The sequence below is a fragment of the Secundilactobacillus pentosiphilus genome, assembly GCF_002217985.1.
GTDB lineage: Bacteria > Bacillota > Bacilli > Lactobacillales > Lactobacillaceae > Secundilactobacillus > Secundilactobacillus pentosiphilus.
Genome location: NZ_BCMI01000004.1, coordinates 100,045 through 117,467, shown reverse-complemented (window position 1 = coordinate 117,467; position 17,423 = coordinate 100,045). Strand labels below are relative to the sequence as shown.

General features: G+C 46.4%; 8 protein-coding genes, 1 riboswitch and 1 other annotated feature. Of the genes, 2 read left to right on the top strand and 6 right to left on the bottom strand.

All coding sequences use genetic code 11. The features are described 5' to 3' along the window. Positions 1 to 420: 420 nt before the first annotated feature. Together metF and metE are read right to left on the bottom strand one after the other, a co-directional pair. Positions 421 to 1,287: a methylenetetrahydrofolate reductase [NAD(P)H] gene (gene metF / locus CES81_RS03150; RefSeq protein ID WP_089120645.1), complete on the bottom strand. Its 867-nt coding sequence runs from the start codon at positions 1,285 to 1,287 to the stop codon at positions 421 to 423. Continuing rightward, positions 1,274 to 3,544: a 5-methyltetrahydropteroyltriglutamate--homocysteine S-methyltransferase gene (gene metE, locus CES81_RS03145; RefSeq protein WP_089089373.1), complete on the bottom strand. Its 2,271-nt coding sequence runs from the start codon at positions 3,542 to 3,544 to the stop codon at positions 1,274 to 1,276. The genes metF and metE overlap by 14 nt, the downstream gene beginning before the upstream one ends. Before the next feature lie 366 nt (positions 3,545 to 3,910). After that, positions 3,911 to 4,145, bottom strand: a binding site (T-box leader). 152 nt (positions 4,146 to 4,297) lie between these two features. On the opposite strand from metE, the gene CES81_RS03140 reads away from it, so the two are divergent. Next, entirely contained in the window at positions 4,298 to 4,786 is a 489-nt protein-coding gene (locus CES81_RS03140) for a pyridoxamine 5'-phosphate oxidase family protein (RefSeq protein WP_089120644.1), read from the top strand. A gap of 78 nt (positions 4,787 to 4,864) precedes the next feature. Here the strand turns inward: CES81_RS03140 and CES81_RS03135 are convergent, their stop codons facing one another. The 3 genes from CES81_RS03135 to CES81_RS03125 form a co-directional block, all read right to left on the bottom strand. Further along, positions 4,865 to 6,220, bottom strand: a complete 1,356-nt coding sequence (locus CES81_RS03135) for an NCS1 family transporter (RefSeq protein WP_089120643.1) — start codon at positions 6,218 to 6,220, stop codon at positions 4,865 to 4,867. After that, entirely contained in the window at positions 6,217 to 7,596 is a 1,380-nt protein-coding gene (gene allB / locus CES81_RS03130) for an allantoinase AllB (RefSeq protein ID WP_089120642.1), read from the bottom strand. The genes CES81_RS03135 and allB overlap by 4 nt, the downstream gene beginning before the upstream one ends. An 84-nt stretch (positions 7,597 to 7,680) precedes the next feature. Continuing rightward, positions 7,681 to 7,772: riboswitch (TPP riboswitch) on the bottom strand. A gap of 145 nt (positions 7,773 to 7,917) precedes the next feature. Continuing rightward, positions 7,918 to 9,399: a hypothetical protein gene (locus CES81_RS03125; RefSeq protein ID WP_089120641.1), complete on the bottom strand. Its 1,482-nt coding sequence runs from the start codon at positions 9,397 to 9,399 to the stop codon at positions 7,918 to 7,920. 283 nt (positions 9,400 to 9,682) lie between these two features. Here CES81_RS03125 and CES81_RS03120 point away from each other — a divergent pair, with 283 nt between their 5' ends. Next, positions 9,683 to 10,276: a TetR/AcrR family transcriptional regulator gene (locus CES81_RS03120; protein WP_089120640.1), complete on the top strand. Its 594-nt coding sequence runs from the start codon at positions 9,683 to 9,685 to the stop codon at positions 10,274 to 10,276. 206 nt (positions 10,277 to 10,482) lie between these two features. Here the strand turns inward: CES81_RS03120 and CES81_RS03115 are convergent, their stop codons facing one another. Beyond that, the gene (locus CES81_RS03115) at positions 10,483 to 17,379 is read right to left on the bottom strand and encodes a KxYKxGKxW signal peptide domain-containing protein (protein WP_089120639.1); all 6,897 of its coding nucleotides are present in this window, start codon (positions 17,377 to 17,379) and stop codon (positions 10,483 to 10,485) included. Positions 17,380 to 17,423: the final 44 nt, after the last annotated feature.

Here is a 17,423-nt window from a genome sequence, read left to right as displayed (position 1 = left end):
AAAACAAGTGCTTATCAATTAACCAATAGAGAATTCGTGCTGTAGCTCTTTCCCCCAAATGACCCTTTTGGCTGCTTTTACAGTGACAAAAAGGCACCGCCACCTCTCTGGATGACGGTACCTTTTTGTGTTTATGCTGCGACTTAGTTTGAGCGCTAGGCAGTGTTTCGTATCTTTCTTAATCAGGTTCCGCTCGGCAGAAAGCTGCATGTAAGTGACTTTGGTATAAATCCAAGTTCGGGATTTTTACCAAAGCCCCTTACACTCCGCTCTCTAACCGCCTCACTTCGCACCTTGCTCTTAATCAGGTTCCGCTCGGCAGAGAGCTGCATGTGAGTGACTTTGGTATAAATCCAAGTTCGGGATTTTTACCAAAGCCCCTTACACTCCGCTCTCTAACCGCCTCACTTCGCACCTTGCTTAAATCAACGTCTCAATCGCCCCACAAATTCGTTTCGTTACGACCGGATTATCCATGGTATACAGGTGGACACCATCAACACCCTCCGACAATAAGTCCACGATTTGGTCAATTGCGTACGCTGTGCCAGCATCCCTCATTGCCACCGGATTATCCTGATAATGATTCATCATCTTCAGGAACTTCTGCGGCAGACCGACACCGTTCATCGTTGCCATCCGCTTGATTTGACGTTCATTAACCACTGACATAATCCCAGCTTGCACCGGAACGTTAATGTCTGCCAATTCGCAGCGTTCTAAAAAGCGATAGTAATGTTCATTTTCAAAGAATAGTTGGGTAATCAACTGAGAGACCCCAGCATCGACTTTGCACTTCAAATTTTTAATATCTTCTACGCTATCTTTAGCTTCTGGGTGAACATCCGGATAACAGGCCCCCAGAACGTTAAAGTCACCATCGCGCTTAATTTCACTGACTAAATCACTGGCATACTGAAAGTCTCCCTTAATCACGCCATCCTGCGGTAAATCTCCCCTTAGGGCCAAGATGTTGTCAATATCGGCTGCCTTCAGTTCTGCCAAATACGCTTTCACAGCGGCTTTAGTAAAGTGGATCCCCGGAATATGCGGTACCGCCTCAATGCCATAGGTTTTCTTGATATAACGGCAAAGGTCCAGCGTTCCAGAGTTCTTGCCACTGCCACCCGCACCGTAAGTCACACTAATGTAGGCGGGCTTTAAGCTTGCTAACACATCAAGGTTATCATAGAACCGCTCAATTGCCTTTTCGCTGGCACTTGGTCGCGGAGGAAATATTTCGAACGAGATCACGGGTCGCTCTTTGAAACAATCAACGACCTTCATGCGTTAGTTCCTTGCGAACTTGTTTCGTTGCAGCAACGACGTTTTCCAGACTAGCTGTGGTTTCTGTTGTTCCCCGTGTCTTCAGTCCACAATCTGGGTTGATCCAGACATTCTGCAATGGTACTTTCTTTAAAATTTTGTGAATGGTGCCAGCAACTTCGTTTTCAGACGGAATCCGTGGTGAGTGAATATCGTAAACACCAGGACCGACGTGCGTCTTGAAGTGTGACTTCTGGAGCGTATCCAGTAACGTTAAGTCCGCACGTGACGCTTCAAAGGAAATGACATCCGCATCCATCGCATCGATAGCATCAATAATATCGCCGAATTCACTGTAGCACATGTGGGTGTGAATCTGCGTTGTTGGTTGGACTTTACTGCCGACCAGACGGAAGGCTGGAATGGCCCAGTCAAGGTAACGCGTGTACCAGTCTGACTTGCGTAATGGTAATTTTTCCCGTAAAGCTGGCTCATCAATTTGAATGATCTTGATGCCATTCTTTTCCAGATCAAGCGCTTCTGCTTGAATCGCCAAGGCAATCTGTAAGGTACTTTCCTTCTTAGAGATGTCTTCACGAGGGAATGACCAGTTCAAAATGGTAACGGGACCTGTGAGCATCCCCTTCATTGGTTTATCAGTTAAGCTTTGTGCGTAAACTGATTCAGCAACCGTGATTGGCGCGTTACGGTTAACATCACCCCAAATAACTGGCGGCTTAACACAACGGGTACCGTATGATTGAACCCAAGCGTTGCTGGTAAACAGGAAACCATCCAGTTTTTCACCGAAGTATTCAACCATGTCGTTACGTTCGTATTCACCATGAACCAGGACGTCCAAACCGATCTTTTCTTGGAATTCAACGCATTCCTTGATCTTATCGCGGTTGAACTGGTCGTACTGCTCCTTGGTGATCTCACCGCGCTTGTATTTAGCACGGTTACGACGAACCTCACGGGTTTGTGGAAACGACCCAATCGTCGTAGTTGGCAATTCAGGTAAGTTGAACTCCTTCTTTTGAATGGCAGCCCGTTCTTCAAATGATGGTTGACGGTGGAAGTCACTGTCTTTTAATGAAGCAACTTTATCGATAATTGCTTGGTTTTCTTCGTAACGCGGCTTAGCAAATAAGGCTTCATTGGCCTTCAATGCTGCATCACCCGAACCCGCTAAAACGTGGTCAAGGTCGGTCAGTTCAGTTAATTTTTCCTTAGCAAATGACAGGTACTTCTTGTACTTTTCATCCAAGTCAGGTTCATTTTCCAGGGTGTATGGGACATGCAGCAGTGAACAAGAAGTGCTTAAAACAACGTTGTCTTTAGGCAGCTTGTGCAGGATGTCCAGTTTTTGATCGTAGTTAGCTTTCCAGATGTTCTTGCCATTGATAATTCCAGCGAACAAAAGCTTGTCAGCAGGGAAGCCCTTTGATTGGATCAAGTTCAGCGTTTCGTCGCCTTCATGGAAGTCTAAGCCCAAGCCATCAAAATCAAGTGACGTTAACAGGTCGTAACTGTCACGCACGTCGCCAAAGTAGGTCTGTAATAAGATCTTCAAACCATGCTTATTGCTTAATAATGGCTTATAGAGATCCGTGAAGAGTTCCAGGTCGGCTTCGCTTTGATCTTTGACCAATTGCGGTTCGTCTAATTGAATCCAGTCAGCACCTAAGTCAGCTAACTTTTCAAAGATAGCTTCGTAAGCATTAACCAGTGCTGCGGTATAGTCGGTAGCCTGTTTTTGACCTTCAAAAGCACTCAAACGTAATAAACTGTATGGTCCAAGAATGACGGGACGGGTTTGGTAACCTTGATCCTTAGCTTCTTGGTATTCATCAAAGATCTTGGAGCCAACCAGCTTAATGGCTGTATCGTCTTCAAATTCGGGTACTAAATAGTGGTAGTTCGTGTTAAACCACTTTTTCATGCTCAGTGCGGTGACGTCACCCTTGTCACCTTGATAACCACGCGCCTGGGCAAAGTACTCGTCTAAGGGTGAGAGGTTCAGTTCCTTGTACCGTTTGGGCACGATGTTTAAGAGGTTGGCCGTATCTAACGTTGTGTCGTAGTATGAAAAATCGTTTGATACTAACTGGTCAATTCCGGCGCCGCTGATAGTGTCCCAGTTTTGCTTGCGCAATTCAGCTGCTGTTTGTGCTAATTCTCGCGCACTAATTTTGTTTTTAAAATACTTTTGAACGGCAAACTTTAATTCACGGTGACTGCCGATACGTGGATAGCCAATAATTGTTGTTGTCATAATTTAAAGTCTCCTTTTTGTTTGATCATCATTAAACCTGAACCGGATTAGTCGCTGATTGACAGCCACATGACCTGACCATCAATACCGTCACCAAGTACCCCGCTTACAGGTGAAACTCTTTTGCAATGTAAATCGTTGATTCTGGTCACTGTTGGCGTCTCTCCCTTCTGGATATGGATGGTTCTGGTTAAGTGGTTTTGGGTTATGTAGCGTAATCGGGCTACGCCTAGCAGAGACTTGCACCTAAGGGACTTTCAACATAAACCCAAACCCAGGGTTTACGTTAAAAGCCCCTTAGGCTCCAGTCTCTAACCGCTAGGCTCCGCACCTTCAAAAAAACGCCCCCACCCCCGCTCTCGCGAAGATAAGGACGAATTCCGTGTTACCACCTTAATTTGAAGCCGACTCACACCGGCTTCCTCACTGGGTACCTTTCGATACCGCCGTGCTGTAATGGGCACACCCATGATATTCTTACTTCCGCTCGAATACCCTGCTTAATCGAAGACCATCTTCACACTCATCCTTTACCGCTTCTCACCAACCGCGGCTCTCTTTTCAAAGTCAGAAGTACTACTCATCTTCTAATCTATTTTTCATATTGTGACTTTGATGATAAACTCATTAGAGAAAAATGTCAACCACTAACCTTTTTCTAAATTAGCGGATACAACCCACTGCTTTTTAGCCTAGACTTCATACAGTCGTCAGCCTATAATAATATTTAATAATAATGAATGAAGGCTAATTATGAGAAGAACTGATCGTGAAATAACCGACGATGCTACGATACGGGATATTATCGAAAAAGCCCATGTTATCAATCTAGGTGTTTTAGATTTTCCAGCTCCTTATGTGGTCCCAACCAACTACGGTTACGAATTTACTGACAATCAGCTGAAGCTTTACATCCACGGCGCCCCTAAGGGGAAGAAGCGTGGCCTCATCGCTGCTAATCCTGAAGTGTCCTTTAGCATAGTTAACGACTGCGGCCTCGACAAACCAAAAGCAGGCGAACCATTAAGCAACTTTAGTTATTTCTACCGTAGCGTTTTAGGCACTGGCAAAGCCACTTTAGTTTCTGATTTGAAGGAAAAAGAACATGCTTTACGCTTAGTTTTGAAACACGAAAATGGTCAGGAAATACCCGGTGAAATTGGTCAAGATTCATTGGCATACGTCGGCGTCATCCGAATCGACGTTGCTCAATATACTGGCAAGCAGCACAGTGCGGAATAGTTCGCAGTAAATTAACTATCGTTTCCAAATAGCCTAATAAAAGCAGGTTGCCATTTGATCAGTGGCAACCTGCTTTTTTTATCGTTTTGCAGCCGTTTCACCACGGTTGCCCGTACCCAGCTGCCAATACACTAGCCCGCCAGTCAAGAAGCCCACAAACCATGACAGATTAACGATTAGGGCTGCAAAACCCGCGCCAATCAGGAGTGCTAGCGGCGCCCGCCAAGTGAATTGCGGCTGGTGCTGGTCATCGTACAGCTCCGTGATGTTCACGTGCTGATGGCGATGCAGGTAGTACTCAATCAGAATAATAGCCGTCATTGGTCCCAGAAAGATCGAGTATAGATGAATGAATACTGCTAATCCCTGAGCCGAACTATCCTGAACTAAAAGCCAGGGACAGGTCAGCACCGCTAAAATACCAACGATGGTAGTCGCCAATTGCTGGGGCATTTTCAGCAGTGCGGTCAGCATGTAGGTCGGCGGCATGATGTTAGCGACCGTATTAGTGGTAATCGTTCCCAACACGATAAAAGCGGAAATCATGACCGTCATGCCGCTGTTATTAAGCAAATGCGCCATCGCCGTGACTGGACTGGCGATCCCGGTAACGACTGCCAGCATTGCACCCGTTACAATGGTCAGCCCATATGCCAGCCCAATCGGTATGAGATAGAGCAGCCCGCGTCGATGCCCGTCAAGACCGGGTTTCAGTTCACGGGAGTAGTCAGCCGCTGATTCAAAGATTGCCGTGTAATTACCTAAAAAGGCAACGATAAACCCGTAAAACGGCAGTCCCCACGTACCAGACGGTTGAATCAAACGTTGCTGGATCACGGTTTGATGCTGAGTCACTAAAAGGATAAAAATACCCAGCATTGCCATCATCACCACCGCGGCAATACACCCAGTCACGAGTTTGATCGACCGAAAGCCCCACAACGCCATCACAACTTGAATGGTCTGCAGGATTAAAAAACAAGCGAAGGTATGCGATCCCGGCATACCAAACAAGCTCATCCCGATCTGATTTAGCGCCAGGGCACCAGTCCACGATTGAAAACCGAACCACACGATTGCCGGCAGGCCGCGTAAGAGGCCGGCCAGCTTGGCGCCCTTTACGCCGAAAGATAACCGCAGCTGAATCACATATGGCGCGCCAGTGCGGTAACCGAAGCGGTCGTTTAGGGTAAAAATCAGGCTAATGATCACGATTGCAATGCCGGCGGCCACCACAGTCTGAAGCAGATTAATGGTTACCACGCCGGCAACTACGATTGACGATCCTAAAGTGATGTTGCCAATGTTAAAGCCGTCGCCTAACCACATCGCCATATAAGCTAAAACACCCATACTGCGCTGATCAGCGGCCATCGGTTTTAAATCTTCAGCAATCGTCTGACTGGTGGGCTGAACTGCTGCTGGTGGTGTCATTTGTCGGCCTCCGTCACTTGCTGATTGCGAAGAAACCGACCGGTGGGCTGCTCGTCAAATCCTCGTCCTAATTCGAAGATCGTCTTGCCCCGTAAAATTGTTCGCGTCACCCGGCAGTTGATCTTCCGACCGACATAAGCTGAAATGGGATTTTTATAAAACAGATCTGACGCTTGTAACGTATAGCTTTGGTCAGGATCCAAAAGAGCGATATCTGCATCCGCACCAACGCGGAGCTGCCCCTTATTTTTCAAGCCAAATAACTGAGCGGGCCCCGCTGCCGTCAACTGCACAAACTGCTGTAAGTTCAATCGACCCGACTTAACGGCAACGTCGTAAAAGATATCGAGATTATTCTGTGCGCCGCTGATACCGCCCCACACCTCAAATATATTGTTGCTGGGGTTGGCCTTCATTTCCGCGGGTGCTGGTGAATGGTCAGAAGTCACCGCGTTAACGTGACCCGCCTGCACTTCCCGCCATAAATCAGCCTGAACTTCAGGCGTCCGCAACACCGGCGAACATTTTGCCAACGGGCCGATTTGCTTAAAATCTACCGTATTCAACGTTAAATAATGCAAGCAGGTTTCACAGGTCACATCCTGTCCCGCTAACTGGGCCCGATGAACTTCCCGAACGGCTTCACCAGTTGAAAGGTGGACGAAATGCAGTTTGCAGCCCGTCTGCTTTGCCAGATAAAGGGCTCTTCTAACCGCTTCTACTTCAACCATCGGCGGTCTTGAATCAATATAAGCCTGAACATCCGTATGCTGATGCGCAATTTCATCTTCCGCCAGCCGGTCAGTCAGCACCGCGTTCTCGGCGTGAAGCGACAAGCGCAGGCCGGTTTTAGCGATGGCTTGCATCCCGCGGTACAAATCGTAGTCGTCCACGTTATGAAAATCGCCTGGTTCATCACTGCCAGTAGTCGCCATGAAGGCTTTGAAGCCCGCCGCACCAGCCTGCGCCATTGGTGCAATTGCTGGCTGGTTGCCGGGTACTAGACCGCCGTACAGTGCAAAATCAATGTATGACCGACCCTCGGCAATTGCGCGGTGACGATTAAATTCAGCGGCAGTCGTCCGCGCCGGCAGCGCGTTTAACGGCATCACAACCATACTGGTGGTCCCGCCGGCAGCTAACGCCTGACTGCCGGTATGGTAATCTTCCCAGTTGCCGCGTCCCGGTTCATTGATATGAACGTGGGCATCCACCATGCCCGGCAAGACTAGCTGTCCCTTGGCATCAATCACCTCTTCAGCACTGCCTGATAAGTCACCAATCGCTGCAATTTTGCCCGCTTTAATTGCTAAGTCCGCCTTCACCACACCCGTTGGCGTGACGATCAAACCATTCTTAATTATTGATGTCTGCATGTTATCCTCCAAGCCAACACTGTGACTGGTCGCTAAGCAATCAAAAAAGCCCACTTGAATTCATTCAAATGGACTGGTAGTCTTCTACGACTAACATGGCGCTCCCTACGGCAGTATTAACTGCATCAGGTTATTTGGGTATTTCTCAGCTATCACTAGCACCCCAGACCACAATGTTTATTAAATTCGAAATCTCTAACACTAATTAAAGCTAGTTTACTGAAATAAGTCAAGCGTTTTCACGACTTGTCCGGTTTTGCAACACTTTTAAAAAAGCGTCCCCACTACCCTTGAAGGTGAGGACGTTCCTAAATTACTCGTCTAACTCGCTGCCATAAATTTCTCCAATTTAGCTTGTTTGACCTCCGCAATCGTCTGCCGCAGCTGTTCCCAGTTCGATGTTTTTAACGGGTCAAGCCACGTTACCTGCGGGATATCATGGATGCTCGAGATAAAAATATCTGAGAGGAAAATATCCACATCACTGCTTAGCTGGTTGGTTAAAACGATGCCGGCGCCCAGGTTAGTCGTCAATAATTGGGCAAAGTAGTCCATCGGCACGATGCTTTGAACAAAGTCTACGCAAATTGTCACGTTATCCCTTACCAGATCACTAGGAATCCCATCAATCAAAATTTTGACGTAGCACTTCAGCAATCTCGATTGCACCTCTGACGGAAGTTGCAGGTCAAACGTCTTTACAGCTGCATCAACTAACTGTTTTCCCAGTACCGTAAGTGCTGGAAAGTTCATTGACATATGGGGCTGATCCGTAGAATTGGTCTCCGTTAACTCAAAATAGTCAAAAACCATCAACCAGATTGTTAACTCTGACAGCCGCTCAGCAGTTTGATGCTTCACGGCAGCTGAAAACTTTTTCTGTTCCACAACATTGGTTTCGGCTAAAACCTGTTCAAACCGTTGACTGCCACGATTAAACTGCTGCTGAATCTGTTTACATAGTTTAACCGGTACCGAATCCATAATGCGCTGACTTTTTAGGAATAACAGCAGGTAGCTCATTTCAGAATCAATATCAGCTTGATCGCTGTGCCACACGTTTTTAAGATAATAATTTTTCAAAAACGGTAACCGAACGTCACGTTTCAAAGTCGCAATGTTACGTATGTTCATGTAGTGGCGGCCAGTCAGCCGTTTAACTTGAACCTGGAAAAAAATCCTTAATTTGAACCGCTCACTGGGTGTCAGTGAGATTCCTAAGGTCATGCACAAAAAAGTACAGAAGCGCGATGTTTGTTCCTTTAATTCGGGAAACGGATCGTCAATCCCGTTAAAAAAGTGACAGTAAACGTTGGTAATTTTGGCCCGCTCAACCAGCTCAGGATGCAAGTTGCCCCCCTCTGACCGCTTTTGCATCAACGCTTTATTATCAAGCAGGTTTTCAACTTGACCCCTGAGCGTATAGTATTTCGACTGGCTCATGAAATGGTCGCGTAAAAACTTCTGCCGGGACTCCGTTTGCTGATTGAGGTATTCGTACTCAAAAATTTGAAAGCGCGGTGACTGTCTTAAGTAAAAGAGTTGCATTTGCTGATAAATTGAATAATCAATGTGTTCAGAAATCACAGCACCGCTTTTTACCGTCAGCTGATACTGACATTGCTTAATTTGCTGTAAATCCTCGATCAACTCGGCAATCAACTGATTGAATTTATACCGTGTAATTGATAATTGGTCTAGTATTTGCTTCACCTGAACAACGTGCTGCCCAGTTTCAGCTAGTAAGGCCAAGACAGAAAGCTTAATCCGTTCGTCCTTCTCCAAAAAAGCTAAATACTTCATAATAAGTTTCCCCCATGCTTATCCCCAAAAATAGATAACTCCCCCAGTTACCTATACCAAACTTCAAAACACTTTACCGATTGTGTCGCACAATAATAAAAACGCTTTCATAAATCATGTATTTTAGTTGTTTTTATTATTAACTCTAATATAATAAAGGTATAGTTACTGTACAATACCCAGTTTTATGTGATAGGTTCATTAATCGACAATGCAGCTTATATTGTCCAGTAATTGTAGAGGGGGTAATCGGGTGATAGCTCGACTTAGAGGGGGCAACAAAGTGGTTTCTAAGCAGAGTGATCAACCAGATCGTCGAACAGTAAAGACCCAGCGTCAATTGAAAAAGATGCTTATTAGACTATTGCATGATAAACCAATTGATAAGATTACTGTCGCGGAGCTTGCTAGGGCTAGCGATATTGGTCGAGGTACTTTTTACATCCATTATAAGGACGTCTACGATCTCTATGATTCAGTGGTGGCTGATACCGTTAATCAGCTTACGGGGATATTTCAAACCTACTATCCGCGTGATGGAGGCAACAATTTTACGCCACTAGCAGCGCAAATCGTCACATCCATCGTTGAAAATCAGCAGCTATTTGAAGCACTAACTAATTTTGGCAGGGACGTTAAGACGCTCAAGCGAATGAACGCACTTTTCGTGTACTACGTGTTAGACGCCGAAAACATCGACACCTCTAACACAAAGTATCGGGCAGCCGTTGGCTTCGCATCCTGTGGTTTAATCGGCACAGTTACCGACTGGCTAACCAGTCAAACGCCCTTCCCGACTGACGACCTTGTGATCGTTATCAGTAAAAGTATTGCTGCAATGAAAGAAGTTGCTGTGTCGCTTAAGCATTCAGCTTGACGCACTGGGCGCTATCGACAGAATTCGGTAGATTCCAGAATTGCAAATAACGCCTCTTCCGGCAAACACTGCCGAAAGAGGCGTTATTTGCGTTAAACGGCCTAACTTAAGGTATACGAAAGCCCCGCATGCGCGACGTTCGCATGCGGGGCTTCGACGTTTAAATAATGAGGGAGAAATTTAAACGGGGATAACTACTTTTGATTCTAAATATCTTTACGACGTCTCTTTGCTCCGGCTAAGCCAAGCAGTGAAACAAGTCCGCCTAATAAACCAAGTGCTGCAATGCCTTCAGCTGGTTTTTCATCAGTTTGAGGTAGTGCACTCTTGTCAGCTGCTTGCTTGTTACCGTTGACTTCACCAGAAGCTGCTGCACCTGCAGCAGTTGTTGCAGTACCTGCAGAAGTGTCTTGAGCAATTGCACCGCCTTGGTTAGCAGTGCCAGCCTGAGTTCCGGTAGCTGTTCCAGCGTCTCCGCCAGTTACAATGCCGCCTTGATCAGCGCCAGTGCCGTTAGCACCCGTAGCCGTACCTTCACCAGTAGTGGTGCTGATACCAGTGCCGCCATTGCCAGTGTTGCCGGTATTACCGTTACTTGGAGTTGTTACGGCAGTACCTGCGTCACCTGTTGGTGTAGTGGTGGTAGGCCCGGTAGGCGTGCTGCCGTTGCCACCTGGTGTTGTGGTACCAGTACCACCGTTACCTTCTGGACCAGTAGTACCAGTGCCACCATTGCCATTTGGATCAGTAGTTCCGCCTGGGTTAGTGTTGGTGTCGCCGCCAGGGTTAGTATTACCACCATTGGTATTAACGTTGAAGGTCAGCTTTGCGCCACCTGGTTCAGTGATAGTGATTTGGCCGTTGCCGACTTCGTAGCTACCACCGTTGCCAGGTAAGGTACCAGTAGCACCTGGTTTAAGGTTAGGAACCGTTTCGCCGTTTGGTGCAGTAATGGTGTAAGTGCCATCACCGTTGACACTGACAGTGTAGTTGCCAGCTGGGGTGTTAACTGTAGCTCCGCCAGCACCGCCGTTAACAGTGACGTTAACAGTAACGTTACCAGCACCACCGTTAAGTGGAGCACCATTACCATTGCCGTTACCTGGGTTGACAACTGTTGTAGAACCATCTGGGTTAGTGATGCTCAATGACCCATCAGGGAGAACAACGTAAGAGCCACCGTTTGGTAATGAGCCCTTGTCACCTGGTTTAACGTTAGTAGCGTCGCCACCTGGCATTGTGATACTGAACGTACCATCAGGGTTCTTGGTGTAAGTGATCGTGTAAGACTTACCATCTTTGCCAGCAGGCAATGTGATTTGAGCACTTGCAGGACCATTTGCGCCTTCACCGTAGTAGTTGTAAGTAATATTACCACTGTTGGTGTTATTGCTGTTGGTATTGTTGCTGTCAGTACCTTCGCCGCCACCATTGTTGTTAGTGGTGTTGGTGGTTGTGCTAGTGATGTTGCTTGTACCCTTGTTAGGATCGATCGTTTGAGTACCACCATTTGGAGTGGTGAACGTTACAGAACCATTATCATTAACAACGTACTTAGTACCATCTGGTAATGTACCGGTATCTCCTGGTTTAACTGGAATAGTTGAACCGTTTGGTAAGTGGATGATTGTGTTGCCTTCTGGTGTCTTTTCAACATCGACAACGTAGTTCTGTCCGTCTTTACCAGGAAGAATAACAACGGTTTCCTTGCTGCCTGGTTCAGTCGTGTTACCTTTGCCGCTGTTTGGATCGAGGATGAATGTGCCACCCTTGCCATCGTTAAAGGTAATCGTACCATCAGGATTTACAGTGAAGAAGCTGCCGTCGCTTGCAGGCTTAGTTGAGCCACCAGGTTGGACAGTTTCTGAACCGCCACCAGGGAAGTTGAAGGTAAATGAGCCATCAGGGTTCTTGGTAGCTGAAGCACCGCCATCTGGAGTTGGGATGTTGATCACGATTGGTTGAGTAGCTGCACCGCCCTTGTTTGGATCAATGGTGTACTGACCACCTTTACCATCGTTAAAGGTAATCGTACCGTCTGGGTTGACAGTGAATGAGCCACCGTTAGCATCAGGCGTGGTTGAACCACCAGGTTGAACGGTTTGAGTGCCGCCGTTAGGGAAGACAAATGTGATTGAGCCATCTGGGTTCTTAATAACTTTGACATCGCCGCCTTGGCCTGGAACATTCGAGATGGTTGTAATCGTGGTTGTCGTGGTCGAACCACCGTTACCAGTGTTGCCACCCTTACCACCGTTCTCTAATGAGTTCAGGTTTGAGTTAGGATCCTTAGGGTCGGTGCTGTTCAGCAGTTCTTGCAGATCTGTATCGCCGTCGCCATCAGTATCCTTGTTCTCTGGGTTAATGCCTAAAACAGTTTCCGTACTATCTGGAAGACCGTCACCATCAGTGTCAACGCCACCGTTAGACGTGTTGTTAGTGTTACCAGTACCGCCACCATTGTTGGTAGTATTAGTGGTGATAGTGACATTACCAGTACCCTTGTTAGGATCAATCGTCTGAGTATCGCCACCTGGAGTCGTAAAGGTGACAGTACCGTTATCGTTGACAACGTACTTAGTACCATCTGGTAATGTACCGGTATCGCCTGGTTTAACAGGGATAGTTGAACCGTTTGGCAAATGAATAATCGTGTTGCCTTCAGGTGTCTTTTCAACATCGACAACGTAGTTCTGTCCGTCTTTACCAGGAATGATAACAACGGTTTCTTTGCTGCCTGGTTCGGTTGTAGCACCCTTGCCGCTGTTTGGATCAAGGACGAATGTGCCACCCTTGCCATCGTTGAAGGTAATTGTACCATCAGGATTTACAGTGAAGTAGCTGCCATCGCTTGCAGGCTTAGTTGAACCGCCTGGTTGGACCGTTTCTGAACCGCCGCCAGGGAAGTTGAAGGTAAATGAGCCATCAGAGTTCTTGGTAGCTGAAGCACCACCGCCAGGAGTTGGGATGTTAATGACGATCGGTTGAGTAGCTTGACCACCCTTGTTTGGATCGAGGGTATAACTATTACCGTTTGGATCAGTGAAGGTAATCGTACCATCAGGATTTACAGTGAATGAACCATCCTTATTTGGTGTGGTTGATCCGCCTGGTTGGACAGTTTGAGTATCGCCATTAGGGAAGACAAATGTGATTGAGCCATCTGGGTTCTTAGTAGCTTTGATACCGTCGCCGCCTGGGATGTTGATGGTCGTGGTTGTCGTGCTGGTAGAACCGCCATTAGGGTTGTTAGTACCCTCACCGTTGCCACCTGTACCGTAGTTAACTGTGCCATCGCCTGGGTTGATGATGATAATGTTACCGTCACCATTGATAGATGGCAGGCTCGAACCATTACCTGGGTTGATGTTGATTTGACCGTTTGGCGTCTTGTTACCATTATCAGGGTTAATGGTATAAGTGCCACCGTTCGGATCAGTGAAGGTAATCGTACCATCTGGATTCAATACTGCAGATCCGCCGCCAGGTAAGTTAATAGTTTCACCTGGTGCAAGCGTTGCAGTGCCGCCACCTGGTAAGTGAAGAATGACATTGCCTTCTGGTGTCTTTTCAACGAAGAAGGTTTGGTCAGGCGTGTTTTGACCATCTTCACCATCTTTACCTGGTAAAGTAATGTTCGTAACAACTGAACCTGGTTGAGTTGAACCAGTGCCCTTGTTGTTAGGATCAACCGTGAAACTGTTGCCTGAAGGATCAGTGAAGGTAATCGTACCATCAGAGTTTACCTTGAAGTTACCACCTGCAGGGTTGGTGTGGTCACCATTGTCACCTGGTTGAACAGTTTGAGTGTCTCCGTTAGGGAAGACGAAGGTGATTGAGCCATCTGGGTTCTTGTTAGCTTTAATGCCTTGGTCACCATTTTGACCTGGCAAGATGATCAAGCTAGTACCACCATTAGCACCAGTTCCATCAGTACCAGTTGAACCGTTTCCAGTTGTGCCAGTACCGTTAGAACCACTGCCACCATTGTTGTTGGTATTGGTATTAGTGTTACCACCAATGTTGATAACGATTGGTTGACCACTGCCATTGCCGAACTTGCTTGGGTCGAAGGTGAATGAGTGACCATTACCATCGTCAACTTTCCAGAGGCCATCACCAACGTAAACAATTGAAACTTTGCCAGTTGGGTTGTCTACGTTTCCACCGTTGTCGCCGCCGTTGCCACCGTTCCCATCGGTGTTTTCTGGATCTTTGTCAGTGTACAGAACATGAATTGTCGCACCATCTTTAATATAGTAGCTGGCTAATGAATCAGCAGCTGGCTTGTACCATGTCTTACCATTTGCATCTTTATAAGTGGCACCAAGTACAGTGGCATCGATTGGATCACCAGCATTACCCTTTTGATCAGTGTGGATTGAACCTGGTAATACTTTACCAGCTTCATCAATGGCGTCAACGGTATAGGTTGAATCGCCAGTTTGTTCAGGGTTGCCAGGATTGTCTCCACCACCAGGATTCTTCGCATCGAACAGTGTTAGAGTTCCTGGTTTAGGAGCAACAAATTTCAAATTGCCGCTCTTTGCCAATGCTTCGTTAATTGAAGTAACGACGGTGTCTTTTAATGTGTAGGTTGTTGAAGTTGCACCATCTGCAGAAGGTGCAATCACATAGTCAGTATCCTTAAGCGCAGATGTCGCTGCAGCAAAAGCAGCTTTGTCGGCTTCAGTTGCGGCAGAATTATAATCAACCTTCAGCAAGTCTGACAAGTTATCCTTAAGAATTTCATCAAATGTTTGACCTGCTTCAGTCCCTTGATGGTCTTTAAGAATTGCATTACCAATTCCAGTTTGAGCAGTAGTCTCTATGGTACCACCTAAAGCCTTGAAAGCTTGGTCAACATCATATTGTGATGCGTTAGGGTTCGCAAGGAAGTTCTTAGCTTTTGTAACTGCTGCTGGATCAACATTTTTAACAGTTCCGTTAGCAATTGCATCTAATTGTGAACTCAATTGTGATTTGTCAACATTCTGATAGGCCACAGTTGTACTGCTGTCGGTGCTTGTGTTATAAGCAACTGCGTTAGTCTGGAATGTTTCACCAACAAATTGTCCTGGAAGAATATTCTTACCATCTTTGTCTTGGAGAACTGGATCTTTCCAAGTGAGTGGGAAGGCAGCAGAAACACTACCACCAATCTGGCCATCAATACCAACTTTAACAGCATCACCAATAATCTTTGTTGCAGCTGCTGAAGCTTTGTCAACGCCTCCAGAAATTGCGTCGCCAGCCATTTTGGCTGCACCACTAAGTGCATTAATGACTGTCGCTACTAGCCCGCTATCATTTCCATCTTCTAGAACTTGAATAGGTGTTTTACCATCATATTGTGCTGTGCTATCAGCATCGACGCCCTTGTTATAGTGGAATACTTGATTCCCAGCAAGCATGCCAAGAACAGCTTTCTTAATTCCATCAGACCAACCGTTAATATAAGAGTTGATCATATTTGCTATCGCCGTTGCAACACCACTATTAGTATTAACGGAATATACAGGCGTTTGAACTGTTTTTCCAGTCACGGGATCCGTATAGCTTACTGTGGAAGTTTTTACTTCCTCAAGTGTCGTCATTTCAATCCCATGTTCCATTAATGTTTCGCCATAAAGATTCAGTTGTTTAATCTCATTTTGAATTTGGTTGGCCTCTGCGTGGTATGCATCAGTGAATCCCTGAATGTTTAAATCATCACCTGTCAAACCACCTAAAATGTTTCCGGCGATTCCGCCAATAGCACCTGACACACCAGTTACTACTTGATCTACACCAGAAATCAGCGCGCTACCAACATCACCAGCAGCCGTACTTAGTGTACTAATTGCTTGCGTTACAGCTTCGACAATAGGTGCAATAGCATCACCATTCAAAGTAGTGGTAACCACTGCATACCCCCCAAGCTTCGAGTTAGGTATCATAGTCCCTGGCTTATAATCATCAGATTTACCTAAATTGGCATCGACAATTCGGAATTGTTCATGCGTACCTTTGGTAATGTCTTCTGGATGATCAGGATCAACATTTTCGATAAGGATCCCAACAGGAGTTTGTTCTACCACCATCCAAGTACCAACTTTAACTGTGCCTGCTAGGTTAGCTGGAATACCAATCGATGCACCGTTTGTGCTATTACCAATCGCAGAAACACTAAGACCTTTGTTTTGACCTTGTGCATAAAACACACCATATCGAGTCGCTGCATTGGTTGGATCTGAACTAATGGCATTTTGGTCATTTAATTGATCTGTAGTAGTTGTAGTTTCATCAGTTTGGAACTGACCGGTATCGCCTTGACTAGGGTAGGCACTGTTAAATGACATATCAAGACCGTCATTTAACTTAGCAGTTCCATCCCCTACAACCGTTGATTTTTGAGTACCATCAATGTTTGCCCAACTTGATGCGCCACCTTGTAAATCGGGTGCAGCATCAGAGCCACCGACTGTCGAGTATTTATTTGCGCCACGATCTTGACCGGCATTGGCACTGTCAATCTTCGTACCTGCACTCGTCGTGTCACCGAGTTTTGCAGTTGCGCTATTCTCACCTGTAGCTGTATTACCATTGCCAAATAAAGTCGTGTCAATAAGTGCTTTATTTGTATCAGTAGTTGGGGTTGTACCTTGAGGCGCTTCTACCTGTCCAGTGGTAGTCCCTTGAACCTTTGGATCGACCTGTTTCGTAGTTGTTGTGGGTTTTGAAATATCGCCTGGCTGATCAGTTGTTGCTGTCGCAGCATTGATATTATTACTTTGATTTGCTGCATTAGTATCAGCAGCTGGTTGCTCTTGCGTTGCTGCCGGCTGTTGCTGTGCCGCAGCGCCTGCATTAGTATCTGTTGCTTGACCTGCACCCGTACCAGCCTCTGGTGTTGTTGCTGGTGCAGTCGTCTGTGTTGGATCCTCCGCAGCTGATGCTGTCACTTGTGAGCCAAGTAATACAGCACCTAATGAGAAGGTCGCGATTCCTGCAAAAAGCCAGGTTCGACCTGCTTTATACATCCGGTAGTGCAGCGACTCAGATTCATGCATGAGTGCTAACTTCCGGTTCCCCTTTGATAGATTCTTTGAACCTCTTCCCATAATAATTCCTCCTCCATAAATTCCAAAAACTTTAAAGAAATTAA